Genomic DNA, 22,085 nt, shown 5'->3' on the forward strand with positions numbered 1-22,085 from the left:
GACGTCGGACCCCCGCGTGCGCAGGGGTGACGATGACAAGGAATGATTGGTGGGCAGCAGGCTGATCTGCCGCCCTGGCCCGACCCGTCTCGTGCCGCCCAATCCGCTCTGGCATTATTCAGGAATGATGTGCTAACCGCGCTGCCATGAGCGAAGGTGAGAACGGCGATATCGCCTATAGCGTGCGGCGCGGCGGAGACGGGGCCTTGGCCTTGATGCGCGATGCGTGGACCAAGCGCTGGGTGCGCTGGGCGGCCTATCTGCTGGCTGCCGCGCTGGTAGGTATCTTCCTGATCTGGGTGATCTTTGCGCGCGATCTGCCGTCTGCCGATACGCTGATCGATTACGAACCCGACCTGCCCACCATGGTGCGCGGTGTCGATGGCGAGATCATCAACAGCTATGCGCGCGAGCGCCGGGTGCAGTTGCAGTACAAGGATTATCCGCTGCCGCTGATCCGGGCCTTCCTGTCGGCAGAGGACAAGAACTTCTTCTCGCACAACGGTCTCGATTATCCGGGCCTTGCCTCTGCGGTGTTCGATTATGTGACCAAGATCGGGTCGGGCCAGCGCGCGCGCGGCGGATCGACGATCACCCAGCAGGTCGCCAAGAACCTGCTGCTGGGCGACGAATATTCGATCACCCGCAAGATCAAGGAAGCGATCCTGGCCTATCGCATCGAGGATGTGCTGACCAAGCAGGAAATCCTCGAGCTCTACCTCAACGAGATATATCTCGGCCGCAACGCCTATGGCGTGCAGGCGGCGGCGCGCGCCTATTTCGGCAAAGACGTCGGCGAGCTCAAGCTGCACGAAGCCGCGTATCTCGCGATCCTGCCCAAGGCGCCGTCGAACTATCGGCCCGAAGTGCACATGGAGCGCGCGCTGGAGCGGCGCAACTGGGCGCTGGGCGCGATGCAGTCCAATGGCTGGATCACGCAAGCGCAGATGGCTGCGGCGCAAGCCGAACCGCTGGGCACCATTGCGCGCACGGGTGACGGCTATGAGAAGATCGGCGGCTATTTCGTCGAGGAAGTCCGCCGCCAGCTGGTCGAGAAGTTCGGCGAGAAGGCCGAGGACGGCAAGAACAGCGTCTATGCCGGCGGGCTGTGGGTGCGCACCTCGCTCAACCCTGCGATGCAGAAGGCCACCACCGAGGCGCTGCGCGATGCGCTATTGCGCTATGACCGCGGCAGCGGCTGGAGCGGCCCGCTCAACACCATCGAGATGAGCGATCAATGGGCCTCCACGCTCGCCTCGACCTATATCGACATCGATTATGAAAACTGGCGCGTTGCGGTGGTGATCGACAAGTCCGCAAGTGCCGCCGAAATCGGCTTTGCCAATGGCGACAAGGGCGTGCTGCCGCGCTCGACCGCGACCATGCCGCGCAAACGCGTGGGCGGCACCGCGTTTGATTCGATGAAGCCGGGCGATATCATCGCCGTGGCGCCGATGGCGGGCGACACTTACGCACTGCGCAATGTGCCCGAAATCTCGGGCGGAATGGTCGTGCAGAACCCGCGCTCGGGCCGGGTCTATGCGATGCAGGGCGGCTTCGATTCGCAGATCAGCCCGTTCAACCGCGCGACCCAGGCCGATCGCCAGCCGGGCTCGACGATCAAGCCGTTCGTCTATGCGACCGCGCTCGACAACGGCATGACGCCCGCGACCCAGATCGTCGACGGCACCTTCTGCGTCTATCAGTCGGCCAGCCTGGGCAACAAATGCTTCCGCAACTTCGGCGGATCGGCGGGCGCGGGCGCGCAGACGATGCGCTGGGGCCTCGAACAGTCTCGCAACCTGATGACGGTGCGCGCCGCCAATGATGCGGGCATGACCAATGTGGTGAAAACCATCAAGGCGGTCGGCATCGGCGACTACAAGCCCTATCTCTCGATCGCGCTGGGTGCGGGCGACACCACGGTGATGAAGATCACCAACGCCTATTCGATGCTGGTCAACCACGGTCGCGAGCTCAAGCCCACGATGATCGACTATGTGCAGGACCGCCGCGGCAAGGTTATCTTCCGCTCCGATCCGCGCACCTGCGAGGGCTGCAACATGGCCAAATGGGATGGCAAGCCGATGCCGCGCTATACCCCGCGCGGACGCCAGATCATCGACCCGATCACCTCCTATCAGGTGGTGCACATGCTCGAGGGCGTGATTACGCGCGGCACCGCGACCAACCTTGCCGACCTCAAGCGCCCGATGTTCGGCAAGACCGGAACCTCGAGCGGACCCACCAACGTGTGGTTCGTAGGTGGCACCCCCGATATGGTGGCGGGCATCTATCTGGGCTTCGACAAGCCGCGCAGCATGGGCGGCTATGCCCAGGGCGGCAGGCTGGCCGCGCCGGTGTTCAAGCAGTTCGCCAAACAGGTTCTGCCCGACATGCCGGTGACCGAATTCCGTGCGCCTGCGGGCACGCGCATGGTCCGCATCGATCGCCGGTCGGGCCGCAGGGTCTATGGCGCCTGGCCGGGCGACGAGGCCAAGGCGGCGGTGATCTGGGAAGCGTTCAAGCCCGAGACCGAGCCACGCCGCACCATCCGGCAGGAGGAAATGGCAGCGGTCAAGGCGGTGCAGAAGCGCGCCGGTCCGGCAGCACGCCCGCGCAGCGACAGCGAATTCCTGCAGCAGCAGGGCGGAATTTACTGATTTCGCGGTCACTCTACCAAAAGCATTGAAAATCGGCCGGGTGCCGCGTACGCCAATGCGGACATGCTCAGCCAGAAAGTCCGATACACCATCCGTGCGCTTCAGCACCTTGCCGACCATTACGGCGAAGGGCTGGTGCATCTGGAGGATATCGCGCAGGCGCAGAACATCCCGCCCAAGTTCCTGACCGTGATCCTTTCGGAAATGGCGCGCGCCGGGCTGGTGCATTCGCAGCGCGGCAAGGATGGCGGCTACACCCTGGGGCTCGCGCCGGTCGACATCCGCTATGGCGACATCGTGCGGATCACCAGTGGATCGCTTGCTTTGGTGCCCTGCGCCAGCCGCTATGCCTATGAAAAGTGCAAGAATTGCCTGGCGGAGGATGAATGCCGCTTGCGTGCGCTGATGCTCAAGGTGCGCGATGAAACCGCTGTGATCCTGGACCAGATCACGCTGGCCGACCCGATCCCGCCGGTGGCGGCGTTGGATCCGGCGATCGCCGACTGACCGTCAGGCGGCGAACACCACGCGCCAGGCTGCGCCTGCACCCGCCCCGGTGACCGACTTGAGTTCTCCGCCAAGCTGCGCCGCGAGCGACTGCACGATGCGCGTGCCCAGCCCCTTGCTATCGGCCAGATCGACTCCCTTGGGCAGGCCCCTGCCATTGTCGCTGACCGTCAGCGCGAGCCGCGCAGGGTCTAGCTGCTCCAGCTTCAGCGTGATCGTGCCGCCGTTGTCGGCGAAGGCGTGCTTGAGGCTGTTGGTCACCAGTTCGGTCACCAGCAGCGACAGCGTGGTCAGCCGCGCGATGTCCAGCCGGATCGTGGGCATGTCGACCATGCACACGATGTTCTTGGCCCCGGTCGCCTGTAGCAGGTCAGAGCAGATTTCCTGAAAATACTGCGCCACCGGTAGGTCGACCGATGCAGGATCATAAAGCCGCCGGTGGATGCGCGACATCGTCTCGATCCGGCTTTGCGCCTCGTCGAGCGCGCTGCTGGCGGTGGACGGGTCGGCGGTGACCTTGCGCTTCTGCAGATGCAGCAGCGCCGCGACGAAGGTCATGTTGTTGGCGACGCGATGTTGCAGTTCCTGGAACATCGTGCGCTGCTGGTCATACAGCGCCTGCGTCACCTGCTTTTCCCCGCGCAGATCGTCTGCCGCGCTGTGCATCAGATGGATGAGCGTGATGTCGACCGCGACGATGAAGATGTAGAAGCCCAGCGCGATCGCACTCGCGCCATCAAGACCGAAGCTGTTGAGCGGAGGAATGAAGAAATACCATGCCGCAAGCCCCGAGAGCGTCGCGCACAAAAGTCCCGGACGCAGCCCCGCCAGAAAGGCGGTGATGATGACCGCGGGAAAAAAGGTGAGAAAAGGAAAGCCCGGCGGCAGGGTATCGCGCAGATAGATGCGCAACAGCAGGGCGGCGGCGAAGGTGACGATCGCCAGACCGTAACCCATGCCGGCATCGCGCCTGAAGATGGCCCCCGCGCTGACAAATCTGTTCATGCCTGTAAGGATCCGCGAGCACCGGGGCTGGGTCGTCCGCCGGGATGATGGTTCCGCTTTCTAGGGGGTGGGGAAAGTCTGGGCAAGCGACGTTTTGGTTCGTGCGCCGAACCGTTGCCACCGGATCACACTCTTGGGCCAGGCCGATCGCGCCGCCGCCAGTTAACCCGGCTTTTACCTTGGGCAAGCCATAGTCAAAACACTGAAATCTAAAGTGCCCGGGGGATGGTTCATTCTTGATCGTCTGACAATGTTCATCCGCGCCGCATGGCAGCGGGCAAGGGCTGCGACCGATGGTGGCAACCTTGCGCCGGATATCCGCGATGAACTTGCCCTGCTGCAGTATACCCGGCTTGGATCGATCGTCCCGATACTGTATTTTTCGATCGCGCTTGTCGCGGTTGTGGCCGGAGCCGCCTCTGGCGGCGGGTTCGACATCATGTACCATCTGCTGCTGCCGGGCGGGTTCATCGTGCTGGGCTGCTGTCGCTGCCTGGTGTGGTACCGCCGCCGCGGCGTGCCGGTCGCCATCGACAAGGTTCGCCGCTACCTCAAATCCACCACCTGGATCGCGCTGGGGATGGGCCTGGTGGGCGGGCTGTGGACGGTCGATGCCTATTTCGACACGCCGGAGACGCGGCGGGTGCTGGCGCCGGTGTTCATCTTCATGATCACCTTTGCCGGGGCGGTGTGCCTGACCAGCATGCCCAGGGTCGCGATGGGGGTGGTGATCGTGGCGTTGACGCCGATGCTCACGATCATGGTCCAGTCGCCCGATATCGGCGTGCAGGCGATGGGGGTCTGCTTCGTCATCGTCTCGGCGCTGACGCTGATGCTGATCGTCAACAGCTTCAACGAGATCGTCAGCGGCCTGCTCCTGCGCCACGAGCTCAAGATGCTGTCGGAAACCGATCCGCTGACCGGGCTTGCCAACCGCCGGGCGTTCCGCGCGCAGTTCGCCTCCGCGCCTGCAGCGCCCGAAGGTGCCAGGCGCGTGACGCTGGTGATGATCGATCTGGATGGCTTCAAACAGGCCAATGACGCGTTCGGCCATGCCGCCGGCGATGCGATCCTGGTCCAGGCGGGTGAGCGCCTGCGCAACCTTTGCCAGGACGCCAGCTGCGTCGCCCGGCTGGGGGGCGACGAATTTGCGCTGCTGATCGAAACGGCAAGCGACAGCGACGCGCTCAAGCGTGCAGTGCAGACCGTGCTGTCGCTGCCGTATCAATATCGCAATCAGCAGATCGTCATCACCGCCAGCGTCGGCACCGCGCATGGCCCCAACGACAGCGCAGGTCTCGAGGCGCTGATGCGCGATGCGGACAGCGAATTGTATCGCGCCAAGCAATGGGCGTCGATCCGGCGTCAGGTCGGCGCAGGTACGGGTGCCAGTGCCAGTGCCAGTGTCAATGCGGGGGCCAAGTCCGGCGGGGGATCAGCCCGCGCAATCAGGTCCGCACCGGCAGCCCGGCGCGGGATCTGACGCGCCTCTGCCTTCTGCCGCCGGGCCCCAGGATCAGCGCTTCGACGCTGCGGCAAACCGGCGCGAAACTTCGCCCCAGTTGACCACCTGCCACCAGCCGTCGAGATAGTCTGCGCGACGGTTCTGGTACTTCAGATAATAGGCATGCTCCCACATGTCGTTGCCCAGGATCGGCAGGCCCTTGTCCTCGGCGACATCCATCAGCGGATTGTCCTGATTGGGGGTGGAGGTGATCGCCAGCTTGCCGTCCGGCTTGACGATCAGCCACACCCAGCCCGATCCGAACCGCGCGGTGCCCGCCGCCTTGAACGCCGCCTTGAACTGGTCCATCGATCCAAACTGCGCGGTGATCGCCTTGGTGAGCGCGGGCGAGGCGGTTCCCGCCTGCGCAGGCGGCACCATGGTCTTCCAGAAGAAGCCGTGGTTCCAGTGCCCGCCGGCATTGTTGCGCACGGCGGCGGGCAATGTCCCGGCCTTGGCGACCAGCTGCTCGAGCGTCATGCCTTTCAGCGCGGCATCCGCCGCCACCGCCTTGTTGAGATTGTCGACATAGGCCTGGTGATGCTTGCCATGGTGGATGGTCATGGTCTGCGCATCGATTGCCGGTTCCAGCGCATCCGGAGCATAGGGCAAAGCGGGCAGCGTGAAGGCTGCGGGCGCAGGCGCAGGCGCGGCGGCGGGCGCCGCTGCAGGAGCCGTCTGGGCGACCAGCGGTGCCGCCATGCCCAGGGCAAGAGCGGACAGAAGGGGGTGGATCATGCGCATCGGGCGAACTCCTTGGGGTAGCGATCTTGCAGTCAGGCGCGGACGATATCCCGCCCGGCCAGCGGAGCAAGGGCTTTCATCGGCCCTGCAGGATCAGATGTCCGGCTCGACCTGCCCCAGCAGGCCGACAAGCGCGGTCGCATGGTGCGCCGCGGTCTGGTTCAGCGCCTGCTCTAGCGCGCGATAGGCGGCAAGCACCTGCTGACCGCGCGGGGTAAGCCGCGATCCGCCGCCGGTCCTGCCGCCCTTTTCGGTGAGCACGACGGGCTCTCCCCAACAGCGGTTGAGTGTGTCGATCATATCGCGGGTACGCCGATAGCTGATCCCCATGCTGCGTCCGGCAGCGGCGATCGATCCCTCGCGCTGCACCGCGTCGAGCAGGGCCGCCTTGCCCGGTCCGATCGCGATTGCGCCGTCGAGATAGACCTGTGCCTTGATCTTGAGCGGGGAGTGGGACGGGCTGGTCATCGTCCTCCGCATTAGCATCGCTATGCGCGCAATTCCAATGCTGCCGCCGCACTCACGGCTTGCCAGCCAGCGATGTATGCCGCAAAGCATATCGCCTGATGCGAGGTGCGACGATGCGGGTCCTGATCGGCCGAATGTGGATGAGGGTGCTGGCCGGTGTGGCGTTGTCCTGCGCGGCGCTGACGGCGTGCGACAGGCCCGCGCCGCCGCCGCGTATTGCCGCCGCCGCCGATCTGCGGCTGGCGCTGACCGAGATCGCGGCGGCCTTTGAGCGCGACACCGGGCGCAAGGTCGATCTGCTGTTCGGATCGTCGGGCAACTTCTACCGCCAGCTTCAGCAGGGCGCGCCCTTTGCCATGTTTCTCTCGGCAGACGAGGAGTATGTGCTCGATCTCGCCAAGGCGGGCAGGACCACCGATCAGGGACGGCTCTATGCAGTCGGGCGGCTCGCGCTGATCGCCCCCAAGGCCTCGCCGCTGAAGGTGGACGAAGGCCTGGAAGGACTGCGCAAGGCGCTGGCCCGGGGCGACATCCGCCGCTTCGCCATCGCCAATCCGGACCACGCGCCCTATGGCCGACGTGCGCGCGAGGCACTGGAGCAGGCGGGGCTGTGGCAACCGCTCGAACCGCATCTGGTCCTGGGTGAAAATGTCTCGCAGGCGCTGCAGTTCGCGATCGATGGCGGGGCGCAGGGGGGGATCATCGCCTGGTCGCTGGTGCAGGATCCAGCGCTCGGCGCGCGCGCGGACTTTGCCCTGATCCCGGCGGAACTGCACGCGCCGTTGCGCCAGCGCATGGTGCTGATGCGCTCGGCGGACGAGACCGCGCGGCGCTTCTACGCCTATATCGACCAGCCGCCTGCGCGCGCGATCCTCGATCGTCACGGATTTGCGCTGCCGAGCGCAGCCAACTGACCGCGCATGGACTGGCAGGCGCTCAACCTTTCGCTGGCCCTGGGGGGCATGACAGTGCTGATCCTGATGCCGATCGCGCTGCTGCTGGGGCGTTGGCTGGCGTGCACCCGGTTTCGGGGCAGGGCGGTGATCGAGGCGCTGGTGACGCTGCCGCTGGTGCTGCCGCCCACGGTGATCGGCTTTTACCTGCTCTCCGGCATGGGGCCGTCTTCGCCCATCGGCCGCGCCTGGCAGGCGCTGTTCGGAGACGGGCTGGTGTTTACCTTCGAGGCGGTGCTGATCGCCTCGGTGATCGTCAACTTGCCATTTGCGGTGCAACCGGCGCAGCGCGCGTTCGAGGCGATCAGCCAGGACCTGCGCGATGCGGCGGCGACCTGCGGCCATTCCAGCTGGCGCTGCCTGTGGCGGATCGAGCTGCCGCTGGCCTGGCCGGGGCTGCTCACCGGTGCGGTGCTGAGCTTTGCGCACACGCTCGGCGAGTTCGGCGTGGTGCTGATGGTCGGCGGGTCGATCCCCGGCGAAACGCGCACGCTGGCGCTCTCGATCTATGACCGGGTGCAGGGGTTCGACATGCAGGGCGCCAACAGCATGGCGCTGGTGCTGATGGCGATCTCGCTGGCCACGGTGAGCATGACTTTCGTGCTGTCGCAGCGGGGGCGCCGACATGGCTGAAGCGCTCGCCATCGCCCTGCGCCAGGACGCCCCCATTCCGCTCGATTTCCGGCTCGAGGTCGCGCGCGGCGAGACGGTCGCGCTGGTCGGGCCGTCGGGCGCGGGCAAGACCACCGTGCTGCGCTGCATCGCCGGGCTGCATCGCGCCACCGAGGCCAAAGTGGTGTGCAACAGCCAGGTCTGGGCCGATACCGCCGCCGGGATCGATCTTGCCGCGCGCGATCGCCGCGTCGGGTTCGTCTTCCAGTCCTATGCGCTCTTCCCGCACATGACTGCCCGGCAGAACGTGATGGAGGCGATGCTCGACATCGGCGCCCAGAAGCGCGAAGCCGAGGCGCAGCGGCTGCTTGCCCAGATGCAGCTCGAAGGGCTTGAGGATCGGCGCCCCGCGCAGCTTTCGGGCGGGCAGCAGCAGCGCGTGGCGCTGGCGCGCGCGCTCGCTCGCAAGCCCGACATCCTGCTGCTCGACGAGCCGTTCTCCGCCGTGGATCACCCCACCCGGCGTCAGCTGCACCGCTCGATCGAGGCGGTGCGCGCGCTGTCTGATCTTCCGATCGTCATGGTGACGCACGATATCGAGGATGCCGCGCGCATCGCCGACCGGCTGTGTCTGGTGATCGACGGGCGCATGGTCGAGGCGCTCGATCGTGCAGCGTTCAGATCGGATCCGGACACCCAGCTCGCGCGTTGGATGGCGCAATAAGGGCAAAAGGCGGCATTGCCACGCGTTGCCGGTGTCGTTTTCTGACCAGTTTTCCTTGTTTGTCGCGGCTGCCTGCGGCTAGGACAAAGCGAACAGCGATATCGCCCACCCCCAGGCTTTATCCCCCCTAAGGAGCATTTCGGCCCGGCAATGGCAGTCCCGTTGACGCTTTACACGCTTGTTATCCTGCCGTTTCTCGCCGCCCTGCTGATCGCGATCGGCAGCGGGGCGGGGCGAGCGGTGCACAGCGGGTTGGCGGCAGCGGGCAGCGCGCTGGGGCTGGCGCTGGTGCTGGGGCTTGCCGGACGGGTCATCGGCGGTGAGGTTCCCGCGGTGTCGACGCCCTGGGTCCCGGCCATCGGGCTGGATGTCTCGCTGATGCTCGATCCGCTGGGGCTGATGTTCGCCGGGCTGATCCTGGGGATCGGCCTGCTGGTGGTGATCTTCGGTCATTTCTATCTCGCCAGCGGCGAGGCGACGGGGCGCTTCTTTGCCAGCCTGATGCTGTTCCAGGGCGCGATGCTGGGCATCGTGCTGTCGGGCAACGTGCTGCTGCTGCTGGTATTCTGGGAGCTGACCAGCCTGTCATCTTTCCTGCTGATCGGCTTCTGGCGCGACAAGGCAGAAGCGCGCCAGGGCGCGCGCATGGCGCTGGCGGTCACAGGCGGCGGCGGGCTGGTGCTGATTGCGGGCATGGTGCTGCTTGGCACCATCGCCGGATCGTTCGACCTGATGACGATCCTGCAGCGCGGCGACATCATCCAGGCCTCGCCGCTCTATCCGGTGATGCTGGTGCTGATCCTGATCGGCTGCTTCACCAAGTCGGCGCAGTTCCCGTTCCATTTCTGGCTGCCGCACGCGATGGCAGCGCCCACCCCGGTCAGCGCTTATCTGCATTCGGCAACGATGGTGAAGGCAGGCGTGTTCCTGCTCGCTCGGCTGTGGCCGGTGCTGGCGGGGACCGATCTGTACACCGTCATCGTCACCAGCGTCGGGCTCATCACCATGCTGCTGGGCGCCTGGGTGGCGCTGTTCAAGCACGATCTCAAGGGCATCTTGGCCTATTCGACGATCAGCCAGCTCGGCCTGCTGGTGATGCTGTTGGGCTTTTCGCTCGAAATGGCGGCGGTCGCCGCGGTGCTCCACATTCTCAACCACGCAGCGTTCAAGGCGGCGCTGTTCATGTCGGCGGGGATCGTCGACCACGAAACCGGAACGCGCGATATCCGGCGGCTGGGGGGGCTTGCCAAGGTGATGCCGATCACCGCGATCGTGACGACGCTCGCCTCCGCTGCGATGGCGGGGCTGCCGCCGCTGGGCGGGTTCATCTCCAAGGAGATGATGCTCGACGAGACGCTGCACATCGCTCTGTTGGGGCTGCCCTGGCTGGTGCCGGTGGTGGCGACGATCGCCGCGACGCTGTCGGTCGCCTATTCGCTGCGGCTGGCGGTGCACCTGTTCTTCGGCGCGCCGCGCGATTCCGAACCGCATGCCCGCGCGCATGATCCGGGCGCCGGCATGTGGGCCTCGCCCGCCTTCCTCATGGTTCTGGCGGTGCTGCTCGGGCTGGTGCCGATGGCGCTGGCAGGGCCGCTGGTCGCATCGGTCGCCGGGGTGGTGATCGGCGATGCGGCCCCGCCGCTGGGGCTGGCGCTGTGGCACGGTGTCAACCTGGCGCTGGCGATGAGCATGGCCGCCGTTGCCATCGGTGCGCTGCTGCTGTGGCGGCATGCCGGGTTGCTGCGCGCGTATGAATCGGTCGGCCATCTCGATGCCAAGGCCATGTTCGACCGGGCGATGGCCTTTGCCGATGCGCAGGTGCGCACGCTGATCGTCGCGACGCATACCCCATCGCTGCAGCGGATGCTGCTGATGACCTTTGCCGTGGTGGTGGCCAGCGTGATCGAGGGCGCTGTGGCCGGCGGCGGCAGCCTGACCGGAACGCGCCCCGGCCAGCCGGCATCGGTGGTGGCGATCATCGCCTGGGCGCTGCTGATCGCGGCGACCATCGCGGTGCTGCGGGCACAGCGCCAGCGTTTCGTGGTGCTGATCTACATCAGCGTCATCGGCCTCGTGATCACGCTCGCCTTCGTGCATTTCTCCGCGCCCGATCTGGCGCTCACCCAGATTTCGGTCGAGGTGGTGACGATCCTGCTGCTGTTGCTGGCGCTCAACCTGCTGCCCAAGACGCCGCCGCTGCTCTCCAGCCAGCCGCGCCGGATCCGCGATGCCGTGCTCGCGATCGGCGGCGGTCTGGGGGTGGGCGGCGCAGCCTGGGCGATGCTGACCCGCAACCCCAATGACCCGATCTCGAGCTATCACCTCGCCAACAGCTACAAGGGCGGCGGCGGCACCAATGTCGTCAACGTCACCCTGGTCGATTTCCGCGCGTTCGACACGCTGGGCGAGATCATCGTGCTGGGGATTGCAGGGCTGGCGATCTATGCGCTGCTCGATACCACCGCGCGCGGCGCGGCGGCGGCGCGGCTGCGCTCGTGGCAGGAGGACATGCCGCATTCGCCCGAGCGCCATCCGCTGATGTTCGTGATGGCAACCCGCATCCTGCTGCCGCTGGTGCTGGCGGTGGGCATCTACATTTTCCTGCGCGGACACAACCAGCCCGGGGGCGGGTTCATCGCCGCTTTGGTGGTGGCGATCGCGTTCCTGCTGCAATATCTCGCCTCGGGCTTTGACTGGACCGATGCGCGGCGCAAGGTCGGCGAACACATGCTGATCGCCACCGGCGTGCTGGTGGCGATGGCGACGGGGCTGGGCTCGCTGGTGTTCGGCGCCAATTTTCTCACCAGCGCGTTCGGCTATTTCCATATCCCGCTGGTCGGCGAGGTCGAGCTCGCCACTGCGCTGCTGTTCGACATCGGCGTTTTCGCGGTCGTCTTCGGCGCGGTGATGCAGGCGCTGGCGCAGCTCAGCCAGATCTCTCAGCGCGCTGCCCGCGCGCACGCCGCGCAGGTCGAAGCGCAGCAGCAGGATGACGCGCCATGACGCTCGAATTCCTCGTGGCGAGCGCCATTGGCGTGCTGGTGGCAGGCGGCATCTATATGGTGCTGCGCGGGCGCACGTTTCAGGTGGTGCTCGGGCTGACGCTGTTTTCCTATGCGGTGAATCTGTTCCTGTTCGCCTCGGGCCGGTTGACGCTCAACGCTCCGCCGATCCTGTCCGAAACGGCGACCGCATATACCGATCCGCTGCCCCAGGCACTGGTGCTCACCGCGATCGTCATCACCTTCGGCATGACCGCCTTTGCGGTGGTGCTGGCGCTGCGCAGCTTTCTTGAAACCGGCAGCGATCAGGTCGATGGCGATGATGCGCCGAGCACGCCCGCTGACGACGCCAGCGGCGAAACCACGCCGGGACCGCGCGCATGAGCCTGATCCAGCATCTGGCGATCGCGCCCGTCGTCATCCCGGCTCTTGCCGCGCCCTTTGCGGTGATGGTGATGCGCCGCAAGCGAACGCTGGGCACGGCGATCTCGCTGCTGTCCTGCGCGGCGATGCTGATCGCGGCGCTGGCATTGCTGGTCCAGGCTGGGGATAGCACCATCCGCACCTATGCGCTGGGCAACTGGCCTGCGCCCTTCGGCATCGTGCTGGTGGTCGACCGGCTGTCGGCGATCATGCTGACGCTGGCCGCGACGGTCTCGCTGATCGCATTGGTGCATGCCGTGCTGACCGGAGCGGACCGCAATGGCTGGCATTTCCACCCGCTGTTCCAGTTCCAGATGCTGGGCCTCAACGGCGCGTTCCTCACCGGCGACCTGTTCAACCTGTTCGTGTTCTTCGAGGTGCTGCTGATCGCATCCTATGGCCTGATGCTGCACGGCCAGGGCCCCGCTAGGCTGAAGGCTGGCGTGCAATATGTCGTGGTCAACATCGTGGGATCGTCGCTGTTCCTGATCGCGCTGGGGCTGCTCTATGCGCTCACCGGCACGCTCAACATGGCAGACATGGGGCTCAGGGTTGCAGCCTTGGGGCCCGATGACCAGGGGCTGCTGCGGATAGCCGCGCTGCTGCTGGTCAGCGTCTTCGCGCTCAAGGCGGCCATCGTGCCGCTGCATCTGTGGCTGCCGCGCACCTATGCGGTCACCACGCCCGCGGTCGCGGCGCTGTTTGCGATCATGACCAAGGTCGGGGTCTATTCGATCATCCGGGTGGTGCCGCAGATCTTCGGCGATGGTGCCGGCGCTGCCGCCTGGGCGCCCGCGCCCTATCTGCTGCCCGCTGCCGCGATCACCGCGATCGTGGGCTTTGCCGGAGTATTCGTTGCCCGCAGCCTCTCCGAGCAGGCCGCCTATGCGGTGATCGGATCGACCGGGACGCTGCTGATCGCGGTGGCCGGATGGCAGGCCGACACGCTGACCGCGGTGATCTATTATCTGGTGCATTCCACGCTGGCAGGCGCAGCCTTGTTCCTTGTCGCAGATGTCGTCGCGCGTCGCCGGGCGAGCTTTGCCGATACCGCGAGCGCTGGCCCTGCGTTCTGTCAGCAGCAGACGGTCGGTCTGATGTTCATGGCCGCCGCGATCGCCGCGACCGGGTTGCCGCCGCTGTCGGGCTTTATCGGCAAGCTGCTGATCCTCGAATCGATCGTCGATACGCCGGGCTGGCAAGGTGTCTGGGGCTGGGCCTGGGGCGTGATCCTGGCGACCACATTGATCGGCGTCATCGGCTTTGCGCGCACCGGCAGCGCGATCTTCTGGAAGGATATCCCCCCCACCGATGGCGCCGAGCCTGCGGTCGTTTCCAGCGCGGACATGGTCGCGCCCGTCATCACGCTCGCGCTGCTCGCCGCCTGGTCGATCGGCGCGGGGGCGGGCACCGCCTATGGCGCCGCCGCTGCGGACCAGATCCTCGATAGCGCATCGGCGGTCCGTGCCGTTCTGGGGGAGCCGTGACATGCGCCGCCTGATCCCGCATCCCGGCCTGTCGGTCCTGCTGGTCATCGTCTGGGTGCTGATGGCCAACACCCTGACCGTGGGCGGACTGCTGCTCGGCACCGTCATCGGCATTCTGCTGCCCATCTTCACCGCGCCCTTCTGGCCGGGGCGGCCCGATGTCAGGTATCGCGCCGGGCTTGCCTATATCGCACTGGTTTTGTGGGACATCGTCGTTGCCAATTTCGAGATTGCCGCGATCATCCTGTTCCGCCGCAACCGCGATCTGCGCCCCGCCTGGCTCTCCATCCCGCTCGATCTGCACACGCCCGAGGCGATCACCGTGCTCGCCGGGACAATCAGCCTGACCCCCGGCACCGTGTCTTCGGACGTGTCGGCGTGCGGCAAGTATCTGCTGGTGCATGCGCTCGACGCGGCCGATCCCGATGCGGAAATCGCGCGGATCAAGCTGCGGTACGAAGCGCGCTTGAAGAGGGTCTTCAGATGATCGCCTATGCCGTGCTCTTTGCGTTTGTCTGCCTGTCGCTGGCGCTGGCGCTCAACCTGTGGCGCCTGCTCAAGGGCCCATCGGTGGGCGACCGGATCGTCGCGCTGGATACCATGGTGATCAATGCGATCGGCCTGATCATCGTGATCGGCATCGCGACGGTGAACGACATCTTCTACGAGGCCGCGCTGCTGCTTGCGATGGTCGGGTTCATCGGAACGGTCGCCTATTGCAAGTTCCTGCTGCGCGGAGACATCGTCGAATGAGCGGGGCAGGTCTTTTTGTCGATATCGCGATCAGCGCGCTGCTGGTGCTGGGGGCAAGCTTCGCGCTGATCGGCAGCTGGGGCATGGTGCGGCTGCCGACGCTGATGGAGCGGCTGCACGGACCGACCAAGGCAACGACGCTGGGCCTCGGCGGCATTCTGGTCGGCTCGATGCTGTTCTTCACCTTCGACCAGGGCGGCTGGACGATGCACGAGTTGCTGATCTCGCTGTTCCTGTTCATCACCGCGCCGATCTCCGCCAACATGATCGCCAAGGTGCACCTGCACCAGCTGCGCTGCGGGTCGAAGGACGATGTCGCGGGCCCGGCAGGCGATCCGCCGGTGCCGTCGGAAACCGCCAACTGGGCGACCTATGAGGCACCACACCGCGATTCGGTCGCGGCTACATCCGAAAACTAGGTGGCGTTCGGCCGCCGCGAACGAGAAAGGTCTGCCGCATGAGGCCAGAGCGTGATCCTGTTGGCCCCGGCCAGCGCAGCGTCTGGGACTTCCCACGCCCCGCGATCGCCGAGCCGTGCGATGCGCATGTCCGCATCGAGCATCGCGGCATCGTGATCGCCGAGACGCGCAGCAGCATCTGCACGTTCGAGACGAGCCATCCGCCCAGCTATTACATCCCGCCCGAGGCGATCACGCCGGGCGTTCTGCGCCGCGTGGCGGGAAGCTCGTTCTGCGAATGGAAGGGCGCTGCGGTCTATTGGGACGTGGTGGCAGGCGGCGTCGTGCTGCCGCGGGTCGGCTGGAGCTATCCGAGCCCCAGCGCCAGCTTTGCCATGCTGCGCGATCACATCGCCTTTTATGCCGCGCCGTTCGACCGCTGCACCGTGAACGGGGAGACGGTGGTGCCCCAGCCAGGCGCATTCTACGGCGGCTGGATCACCTCGGCCTATGCCGGGCCGTTCAAGGGTGGCCCCGGCAGCATGGGATGGTAGGCGCCGGGCGATGATCGCATTCGGGCCGATGAGCATCACGCTGCTGATCTGCGCCGCGCAGGGTCTGTTGCTCGCCGGGTTGCTGCTGCGCGCGCGGCAGAACCGCGCGGCCAATCGCTGGCTTGCGCTGCTGATCATCGCGGTGGCGGCGCTGATGACGCCGTACATCATCGGCTATGCCGGCTTTTACGAAAAATGGCCGTGGCTGAGCTTTGCGCCGCTGTCGTACACGCTTGCCTTCGGGCCGTTGATCTATCTCTACACCGCCACGCTGGTGGGCGCGGTGCCGGTGCGGATTTGGCCGCATTTCGTCCCGGTTGCTGCGCAGTTCCTTGCCTATGCCGTGGTGTTCCCGTTTCCGCTGGCCACCAAGAACTGGTGGAACGGCGTTGCCCACGAGCCTTTCATCGACCCGCTGCTCGATATCGCCGCGCTGGTGAGCATCGCCGCCTACAGCATCGCGGCGTACCGGCAGTACCGTGCCTACCGGATGTGGCTAGACGACAACCGCACCGACGGGGTGGATTTCGATCCCGGCTGGATCCGCAACTTCCTTGCGGCGCTGGCGCTGATCACGCTGATCTGGGCGGGATTCCTGCTCGCCAAATGCCTGGACCCCGCGCGCGACTATTTCGATCAGTTTCCGCTCTATGTCGCGTTCTCGGCGCTGGTGCTCTATCTGGGCATCGGCGGATGGCGCAACGCCGACACGGCATTTCCGCAGGCAACCCCTGCCGCGCCGCCCGAGCCTTTGGAGAGCGCCGCGCCGGGGCGCGACTGGGCTGCGCAGGGCAGGCTGTGGCTGGGGCGGATCGAGGCCGAGCATTTGTGGCGCGACCCGGGGCTGACGCTTGCGGGGCTGGCGCGGATCCTTGGCACAAACACCACCTATCTTTCGCGCGGCCTTGGAGCGGCGGCGGGAGAACTTCAACGCGATCATCAACCGTCACCGGGTGATCGAGATCCAGCGGGTGCTCGCCTGCGGCGATGATCCGCGCGATCTGCTGACGCTGGCATTTGATGCCGGGTTCAACTCCAAGGCCAGTTTCAACCGCGCGTTCCTGGACATGGCGGGGATGAGCCCCAGCCAGTGGCGGCTCAAATCACAAATACCGCAGGAAATCTGAGTATTGAGGCGCGCCAAGTCGGCGTTCCGGTCAGGACAGGCTGCGTAACCGACCCTTGGAGTGTTCCTGATGCGAAGCCTGACCCTAGCCGCCGCCGCCGTCCTGATGAGCGTACCCGTTGCCCTTGCTGCCGCCCCCGCCGAACCCTCTGCCGCTGCCCTGGCCCAGCCGCGTTATGCCGTGCGTCTGCTCAGCCCCGAAGAGGCGACGCGCGACATTGGCTTGTTGCGCCGCGCGCTGGAGACGGTGCATCCCGGCCTGTACCGCTACAGCGCCAAGGCTCAGATCGATACCGCGTTCGCCCAGCTCGAGGCCGCCGCGCGCCGACCGATCACCGACCTTGCGCTGCACGGCGAGATCGCCCGGATGCTCGCGGCGATCCATTGCGACCACACCAAGGCGGAAATGTCCGACGCGATGACCGCGTTCCGCACCGCCAACCCCACCCATCTGCCGCTGCGCTTCCAGCTGATCGAGGGGCGGATGATCGTGGTGTCGAACGATGGGCAGACGGGCGCGCCGCCGGCGGGGAGCGAAATCCTCAGCATCAATGGTACTCCGGTGCCGCAGCTGCTGCTCAGGCTCGCGGCATTGGTGTCGTATGATGGCACCACCGATCAGGCGATCGCCGCCAAGCTTGCCAATGACAGCGACCTGATGGGCGACGACTTCAACGAGAATTACCCGTCGCTGTTCGGCTTTCCAGAAGCATGGCAGATCGAATGGAAGCAGGTGGGCAGCCAGGATGCGTCCACCGCAACGCTCAGGCCGATCCGCTTTGCGCAATGGACCGGCCTTGCCGGGCCGGGGGCGAAATATCGCGGCGAATTCTACAACAGTGTTAGTTGGCGGCTGAACGGCAAGGTCGCGCGGCTGGGGATCGATACCTTCGTCAACTATCGCAACCCGGTGCAGGCCACCGCCTTTCTCAGCGGGTTCTTCGCTGCGATGGAGGAGGCCGGGACGGAGCACCTGATCCTTGACCTGCGCAAGAACGGCGGCGGGTCGGAGGATGTCTCGGTCGCGCTGGGGCGATACCTGATCGATCAGCCGTTCGTCTGGTCCAAGCCGGTGCGATACAAGGCGGTGCGCTATGGCGATCTGCCGCAATATTTCGAGACGTGGGGCGATCCCTCGGCACGCTTCACGCCTCCGCTGACCGATTTCGAGCAGACCCCAGATGGTTGGTTCGACCGAATCCCCAAACAGCGCGACGCGGCGCTCAACGATGGCGATACCACCCTGTTGCAGCAACCGATCGGCGCATTTGGATTTGATGGCCGCCTGACGATCCTGAGCGGTCCGCGCAACGGCTCGGGCGCAACTCGCACTATCGCGCAATTGAAGGACAAGGCCGGGGCGACGGTGATCGGCGAAGCCAGCGCCGGTAGCGCCGAGGGGCCGACGTCAGGATCGATCTTCCTGATGACGCTTCCCGCCAGCGGCATCAAGGTGCGCATTCCCGAAGCATGGAACCGCACGGCGATCTCGAACTTCGTTCCGGGCAAGGGCGTTGCGGTCGATCAGCTGGTCGTGCCGACGCTGGCGGATTTCGAGGCCGGGCGCGACCGCACGATCGGCGTCGCGCAGGGCGCGCTGCCCACGCGGTCCGACAGCGCGGCACTGGTCGCCAAGGCGCTGGGCGGCGCGTGGACAGGTACGCTCGACTATCGCGACTACAGGAAGGACACACGGACCACCTTGCCGACAATGATGACCAGCGACGGCCAGACGCTGGCCTGGACCTTCGACGATGGCCCGGGCAAGATCGTCAAGTCCTCGGAAAGCTGGACATTCGATGCGTCGCAGCAGGTGCTCCAGATCAGCAATGGCCGCAACACGCCCGAGGCCTGGCAGGTCGTCGAAGCGCGCCTGTCGGCAGATGGTCTGTCGGCGACCGTCGTGCTGGATGGCACCAGCCGCGAAAACGACCGCACTGTCATCGCGCGCAAGATCGTCACCCGAGAGGGCAACCGGCTGAGGATCACCAAGATGACGCGCGGCGCAGGTGAACCCTTTCTGATGCGGCAAAGCTACGATCTGCGGCAATAGGCCGATCGGGCTATCCCAGGCGGGGCAGGGCCGCGGCCAGGCGGTCCAGCGCCGCCTGCAGTGTCGCACGCTCCTTGGCGAAGCAGAAGCGCACCAGATGCCCGGGCGCCGCCTCTGCATAGAAGGCCGAAATCGGGATCGCCGCGACGCCCGCCTGGTCGATGACCGCATCGCAAAACGCCACGTCGTCCATTGCCACGCCGGATGCTGCCAGGTCCACAGAGACGAAATAGGTCGCCGCCGAGGGTACGGTCACCAGACCGAGGCCCTGCAGCCCGTCGCAGAAAAAGTCGCGCGATGCCTGGTGCTGGGCGCGCGCCATCGCGATCCAGTCGTCCTGGCTGGCCAGCCCTTGCGCCACCGCCCATTGCAGGTTGGGCGGGGTGGTGAAGGTGAGGAACTGGTGCGCCTTGGCGAGGATGCGGGCAAGCGGCGGGGCGGCGCACATCCACCCTACCTTCCACCCGGTGAGCCCGAAGATCTTGCCCGCAGAGCCGATCTTCACCGTCCGCTCGCGCATGCCCGGATACTGCATCAGCGGCCTGTGCTGCGCGCCATCATAGACCAAGGCCTCCCACACCTCGTCGCAGATCGCGATCAGGTCATGCTCGGCGCAGATCCGCGCCAGCAGCGCCAGGTCATCGGGATGCGCGCAGGTCCCCATCGGGTTCATCGGATCGTTGAACACCAATGCACGGGTGCGCGGCGTGATCGACGCGGCGAGCGCCTCCGCATCGATCCGCCAGCCCGACGGGTCGAGGGTGACGAGCCGCGCGACGCCGCCTGCGCGCTGCACCAGCGGCAGATAGGCGTCGTACAGCGGCTGGAACAGCAGCACCTCGTCGCCCGGGCTGATCACCGCCAGCAAGGCCGCCGCAATCGCCTCGGTCGCGCCGGAGGTCACCACGACCTCGTCGGGGCCAAGCTCCAGCTGCTGGTGACGCCGGTACCAATCCGCCACCGCGCCGCGCAACTCGGGGATGCCGACCATCGGCGGATACTGGTTCGACCGCTGCTGCAGCGCGTCGCACGCCGCATCGATGACCGCATCGTTGCGTGGCCCGTCGGGAAAGCCCTGTCCCAGGTTGATCGCGCCTGCCGCCCGTGCGCGCATCGACATCGCCTCGAAGATCGTGGTGGGCATGTCGCGGTAGATCGGGTTCATGTCTCATCCTGATTGGCGGGCAGGGGACCTGCTCTCCTTGCGGCATATCTCATTCCAGATGGCCTCAGAACAGCCAATAGATCGAGATCGACGCTGCCAGCCCGACGATGACGTTCATCGGGATGCCGATCTTGAGAAAGTCCGAGAACCGGTAGTCGGCGGCGGCATAGACCATGGTGTTGGTCTGATAGCCGATCGGGGTGGCAAAGCTTGCCGAGGCGGCGAGCATCACGGCCACCACAAGCGGCCGGGGGTCGATCCCCATATTGGCGCCGATGCCGATCACGATCGGGGTCAGCAGCACCGCTACCGCATTGTTGGTCACCGCCTCGGTGAGCAGCGAGGTCAGCGTGTAGACCGCGAGGATCAGCAGGAACAATGGCGCGCTGGTCAGCAACGGTGCCACCGCGCCGACGATCAGATCGACGCTGCCGGCATTCTGGAACCCGGTGCCGATCGCCAGCATGGCAAAGATGAGGACGAGCAGGCTGCCATCGATCGCGGCCCAGGCCTCGGCAGGGTCGATGGTGCGGGTGATCAGCACCACCGCCACCCCGATGATGGCAAGGCCCTCGATCGGCATGACACCCAGCGCGGCTGCCAGCACCGTCGCCAGCAGCGTCAGAACCGCGATCGGAGCCTTGGCGCGCCGATAGGGGGTCGCCTTGGCGGTCGAGACTCCGGCAAGGTGGATGTTGTCCTGCAACTGAGCCAGTTCGGGCGGTCGCGCGGCGATCAGCAAGGTGTCGGCGGCGCGCAGCCGGGCAGTGGGCAGATCGGGGCCCGGCAGGTGCCGCGCGCGCGAAATCCCCAGTATGCGCACGCGCAGCCGCGACAGCATGGGAATTTCGTCGAGATGCCGCCCGATGCTGGGATGGGTGGGCGCGATGGTGGCCTCGTACAGCGTGACGTCTTCGGGCCGCTCATCGCCGTGCAGCGCCAGGCCACCGCCAAGTCCGGCTAGTCCGGTTTCGAACCCGCTGCTGGCGGCGAATGCTGCCAGTTCGTGCGGTGATGCTGCAATCACCAGCCGGTCGCCAGCCTCGAGAACCGCACTTTCGAAGCCCTTGCGGCGGAAGCTGCCCTGTCGCTTGAGCCCCAGGATCCGCGCGCGCTCGGGCTTCAGCGCCGATATGTCCTCGATCGCCCTGCCGATCATCTCGGAATCAGGAAGCACCGTCAGTTCGGACAGGCACTCATGCGCCTCGCTGTCGGCGGGCGCGTTTTCGGGGCGGTCGGGCAGCAGCCTGGGGCCCAGCAGCAGCAGCGTCAGCGCGCCGGTGAGCGCGGTGATCAGACCCACGCCGGTAATCTCGAACACGCCAAAGGCCGGCTGGCCGAGCCCTCGCGCCACCCCATCGACCAGCAGGTTGGTCGATGTCCCCACCAGCGTCAGCGTCCCGCCCAGGATCGAAAGATAGGACAGCGGGATCAGCAGCCGGGTGGCCGATGTGCCCAGCGTCTTGGCCAGCTTCTTGACGATCGGGATCATGATGATGACCACGGGGGTGTTGTTGACAAAGGCGGCAGCGGCAAGCGTTCCGCCGAACACCTCGACCATGATTTGCCTGGGCTTGCTCTCGGCGCGGCGCAGCAGCAGCCCCATCACCGCCTCGATTGCGCCAGTGCGCACCAACGCTCCCGACAGCACGAACAGCGCGCCGATCGCGAGCGGTGCGGAGTTCGAAAACACGGCGCGGACATCGGCCACCGACACGAACCCCAGCACCATGACCACCGCAGCGCCGGTGACGCCAACAACGACAGGCGGAAACCGCTCGGTCATGAACGCGGCAAATATGGCGAGGAGCAAGGCAAGCCCTATCTGCGCACTGTAGATGTCGACGAACTGCGTAATCGTGTCTAACATGAAGGAAATTCTGCCTTGGTACCATCGCACGCCTTTGCGCGCAGGAGCACCATTGGCCGTGGTATTGCCCGCAT

The 22,085-nt window shown here is 66.0% G+C and carries 21 protein-coding genes; 16 read left to right on the top strand and 5 right to left on the bottom strand.

Features of this window, described 5'->3' with window-relative positions:
* The first annotated feature begins 146 nt into the window (after positions 1-146).
* Together BSY18_RS01525 and BSY18_RS01530 are read left to right on the top strand one after the other, a co-directional pair.
* A complete protein-coding gene (locus BSY18_RS01525; protein WP_069049429.1) occupies positions 147-2,663 on the top strand; it encodes a penicillin-binding protein 1A in 2,517 nt (838 codons plus the stop codon).
* Positions 2,664-2,726: 63 nt separating this feature from the next.
* Positions 2,727-3,170 carry an RrF2 family transcriptional regulator gene (locus BSY18_RS01530; RefSeq protein WP_054133398.1) on the top strand — a complete coding sequence of 148 codons (444 nt, stop codon included), beginning with the start codon at positions 2,727-2,729 and terminating at the stop codon, positions 3,168-3,170.
* Positions 3,171-3,173: 3 nt separating this feature from the next.
* On the opposite strand, the gene BSY18_RS01535 is transcribed toward BSY18_RS01530, so the two are convergent.
* Positions 3,174-4,175, bottom strand: a complete 1,002-nt coding sequence (locus tag BSY18_RS01535) for a sensor histidine kinase (RefSeq protein ID WP_069049430.1) — start codon at positions 4,173-4,175, stop codon at positions 3,174-3,176.
* Positions 4,176-4,425: 250 nt separating this feature from the next.
* Here BSY18_RS01535 and BSY18_RS21605 point away from each other — a divergent pair, with 250 nt between their 5' ends.
* Positions 4,426-5,658: a GGDEF domain-containing protein gene (locus BSY18_RS21605; RefSeq protein ID WP_069049431.1), complete on the top strand. Its 1,233-nt coding sequence runs from the start codon at positions 4,426-4,428 to the stop codon at positions 5,656-5,658.
* Positions 5,659-5,691: 33 nt separating this feature from the next.
* Here the strand turns inward: BSY18_RS21605 and BSY18_RS01545 are convergent, their stop codons facing one another.
* The gene (locus BSY18_RS01545; protein ID WP_442856567.1) at positions 5,692-6,417 is read right to left on the bottom strand and encodes a superoxide dismutase; all 726 of its coding nucleotides are present in this window, start codon (positions 6,415-6,417) and stop codon (positions 5,692-5,694) included.
* A gap of 99 nt (positions 6,418-6,516) precedes the next feature.
* Entirely contained in the window at positions 6,517-6,891 is a 375-nt protein-coding gene (locus tag BSY18_RS01550) for a winged helix-turn-helix domain-containing protein (protein ID WP_069049433.1), read from the bottom strand.
* 113 nt (positions 6,892-7,004) lie between these two features.
* On the opposite strand from BSY18_RS01550, the gene modA reads away from it, so the two are divergent.
* From modA to BSY18_RS01610, 13 genes are all read left to right on the top strand, one after another.
* A complete protein-coding gene (gene modA / locus BSY18_RS01555) occupies positions 7,005-7,805 on the top strand; it encodes a molybdate ABC transporter substrate-binding protein (RefSeq protein ID WP_236823427.1) in 801 nt (266 codons plus the stop codon).
* A 6-nt stretch (positions 7,806-7,811) separates the two neighbouring features.
* Complete coding sequence (gene modB, locus BSY18_RS01560; protein ID WP_069049434.1) at positions 7,812-8,477, top strand: molybdate ABC transporter permease subunit; 666 nt, start codon at positions 7,812-7,814, stop codon at positions 8,475-8,477.
* Positions 8,470-9,180, top strand: a complete 711-nt coding sequence (locus tag BSY18_RS01565; RefSeq protein WP_069049435.1) for a sulfate/molybdate ABC transporter ATP-binding protein — start codon at positions 8,470-8,472, stop codon at positions 9,178-9,180. The genes modB and BSY18_RS01565 overlap by 8 nt, the downstream gene beginning before the upstream one ends.
* A gap of 150 nt (positions 9,181-9,330) precedes the next feature.
* Entirely contained in the window at positions 9,331-12,183 is a 2,853-nt protein-coding gene (locus tag BSY18_RS01570; RefSeq protein WP_069049436.1) for a monovalent cation/H+ antiporter subunit A, read from the top strand.
* Entirely contained in the window at positions 12,180-12,566 is a 387-nt protein-coding gene (locus BSY18_RS01575; RefSeq protein WP_069049437.1) for a Na+/H+ antiporter subunit C, read from the top strand. Before BSY18_RS01570 ends, BSY18_RS01575 begins: the two co-directional genes overlap by 4 nt.
* Complete coding sequence (locus BSY18_RS01580) at positions 12,563-14,092, top strand: monovalent cation/H+ antiporter subunit D (RefSeq protein WP_069049438.1); 1,530 nt, start codon at positions 12,563-12,565, stop codon at positions 14,090-14,092. Before BSY18_RS01575 ends, BSY18_RS01580 begins: the two co-directional genes overlap by 4 nt.
* Position 14,093: 1 nt before the next feature.
* A complete protein-coding gene (locus tag BSY18_RS01585) occupies positions 14,094-14,579 on the top strand; it encodes a Na+/H+ antiporter subunit E (RefSeq protein ID WP_069049439.1) in 486 nt (161 codons plus the stop codon).
* A complete protein-coding gene (locus BSY18_RS01590; protein ID WP_054133386.1) occupies positions 14,576-14,845 on the top strand; it encodes a K+/H+ antiporter subunit F in 270 nt (89 codons plus the stop codon). The genes BSY18_RS01585 and BSY18_RS01590 overlap by 4 nt, the downstream gene beginning before the upstream one ends.
* Positions 14,842-15,264: a Na+/H+ antiporter subunit G gene (locus tag BSY18_RS01595; protein ID WP_054133385.1), complete on the top strand. Its 423-nt coding sequence runs from the start codon at positions 14,842-14,844 to the stop codon at positions 15,262-15,264. Before BSY18_RS01590 ends, BSY18_RS01595 begins: the two co-directional genes overlap by 4 nt.
* A 38-nt stretch (positions 15,265-15,302) precedes the next feature.
* Positions 15,303-15,797 (top strand): DUF427 domain-containing protein, encoded by a 495-nt coding sequence (locus BSY18_RS01600; RefSeq protein ID WP_069049440.1) that lies wholly within the window; start codon positions 15,303-15,305, stop codon positions 15,795-15,797.
* A 10-nt stretch (positions 15,798-15,807) separates the two neighbouring features.
* On the top strand, positions 15,808-16,788 hold the full coding sequence (locus BSY18_RS21210) for an AraC family transcriptional regulator (protein WP_171900157.1): 981 nt from the start codon (positions 15,808-15,810) through the stop codon (positions 16,786-16,788).
* On the top strand, positions 16,751-16,924 hold the full coding sequence (locus BSY18_RS20535; protein ID WP_236823428.1) for a helix-turn-helix domain-containing protein: 174 nt from the start codon (positions 16,751-16,753) through the stop codon (positions 16,922-16,924). The genes BSY18_RS21210 and BSY18_RS20535 overlap by 38 nt, the downstream gene beginning before the upstream one ends.
* A gap of 69 nt (positions 16,925-16,993) precedes the next feature.
* The gene (locus tag BSY18_RS01610) at positions 16,994-18,976 is read left to right on the top strand and encodes a S41 family peptidase (protein WP_150126181.1); all 1,983 of its coding nucleotides are present in this window, start codon (positions 16,994-16,996) and stop codon (positions 18,974-18,976) included.
* A 10-nt stretch (positions 18,977-18,986) separates the two neighbouring features.
* Here the strand turns inward: BSY18_RS01610 and BSY18_RS01615 are convergent, their stop codons facing one another.
* Positions 18,987-20,141, bottom strand: a complete 1,155-nt coding sequence (locus tag BSY18_RS01615; RefSeq protein ID WP_069049442.1) for an aminotransferase — start codon at positions 20,139-20,141, stop codon at positions 18,987-18,989.
* A gap of 64 nt (positions 20,142-20,205) precedes the next feature.
* Entirely contained in the window at positions 20,206-22,011 is a 1,806-nt protein-coding gene (locus BSY18_RS01620) for an SLC13 family permease (protein ID WP_069049443.1), read from the bottom strand.
* Positions 22,012-22,085 lie beyond the last annotated feature (74 nt).

The sequence above is a fragment of the Blastomonas sp. RAC04 genome (assembly GCF_001713435.1).
Taxonomy (GTDB): domain Bacteria; phylum Pseudomonadota; class Alphaproteobacteria; order Sphingomonadales; family Sphingomonadaceae; genus Blastomonas; species Blastomonas fulva.

Excerpts from the sequence above, each read along its gene's own strand:
- modB (WP_069049434.1), top strand. The coding sequence starts at position 7,812 with ATGGACTGGCAGGCGCTCAACCTTTCGCTGGCCCTGGGGGGCATGACA.
- BSY18_RS21210 (WP_171900157.1), top strand. The coding sequence starts at position 15,808 with ATGATCGCATTCGGGCCGATGAGCATCACGCTGCTGATCTGCGCCGCG.
- BSY18_RS01570 (WP_069049436.1), top strand. The coding sequence starts at position 9,331 with ATGGCAGTCCCGTTGACGCTTTACACGCTTGTTATCCTGCCGTTTCTC.
- BSY18_RS01590 (WP_054133386.1), top strand. The coding sequence starts at position 14,576 with ATGATCGCCTATGCCGTGCTCTTTGCGTTTGTCTGCCTGTCGCTGGCG.
- modA (WP_236823427.1), top strand. The coding sequence starts at position 7,005 with ATGCGGGTCCTGATCGGCCGAATGTGGATGAGGGTGCTGGCCGGTGTG.
- BSY18_RS01565 (WP_069049435.1), top strand. The coding sequence starts at position 8,470 with ATGGCTGAAGCGCTCGCCATCGCCCTGCGCCAGGACGCCCCCATTCCG.
- BSY18_RS01545 (WP_442856567.1), bottom strand. The coding sequence starts at position 6,417 with ATGATCCACCCCCTTCTGTCCGCTCTTGCCCTGGGCATGGCGGCACCG.
- BSY18_RS01535 (WP_069049430.1), bottom strand. The coding sequence starts at position 4,175 with ATGAACAGATTTGTCAGCGCGGGGGCCATCTTCAGGCGCGATGCCGGC.
- BSY18_RS01550 (WP_069049433.1), bottom strand. The coding sequence starts at position 6,891 with ATGACCAGCCCGTCCCACTCCCCGCTCAAGATCAAGGCACAGGTCTAT.
- BSY18_RS01585 (WP_069049439.1), top strand. The coding sequence starts at position 14,094 with ATGCGCCGCCTGATCCCGCATCCCGGCCTGTCGGTCCTGCTGGTCATC.
- BSY18_RS01620 (WP_069049443.1), bottom strand. The coding sequence starts at position 22,011 with ATGTTAGACACGATTACGCAGTTCGTCGACATCTACAGTGCGCAGATA.
- BSY18_RS01525 (WP_069049429.1), top strand. The coding sequence starts at position 147 with ATGAGCGAAGGTGAGAACGGCGATATCGCCTATAGCGTGCGGCGCGGC.
- BSY18_RS01610 (WP_150126181.1), top strand. The coding sequence starts at position 16,994 with ATGCGAAGCCTGACCCTAGCCGCCGCCGCCGTCCTGATGAGCGTACCC.
- BSY18_RS01530 (WP_054133398.1), top strand. The coding sequence starts at position 2,727 with ATGCTCAGCCAGAAAGTCCGATACACCATCCGTGCGCTTCAGCACCTT.
- BSY18_RS01575 (WP_069049437.1), top strand. The coding sequence starts at position 12,180 with ATGACGCTCGAATTCCTCGTGGCGAGCGCCATTGGCGTGCTGGTGGCA.
- BSY18_RS01615 (WP_069049442.1), bottom strand. The coding sequence starts at position 20,141 with ATGAACCCGATCTACCGCGACATGCCCACCACGATCTTCGAGGCGATG.
- BSY18_RS01595 (WP_054133385.1), top strand. The coding sequence starts at position 14,842 with ATGAGCGGGGCAGGTCTTTTTGTCGATATCGCGATCAGCGCGCTGCTG.
- BSY18_RS01580 (WP_069049438.1), top strand. The coding sequence starts at position 12,563 with ATGAGCCTGATCCAGCATCTGGCGATCGCGCCCGTCGTCATCCCGGCT.
- BSY18_RS01600 (WP_069049440.1), top strand. The coding sequence starts at position 15,303 with ATGAGGCCAGAGCGTGATCCTGTTGGCCCCGGCCAGCGCAGCGTCTGG.
- BSY18_RS21605 (WP_069049431.1), top strand. The coding sequence starts at position 4,426 with ATGTTCATCCGCGCCGCATGGCAGCGGGCAAGGGCTGCGACCGATGGT.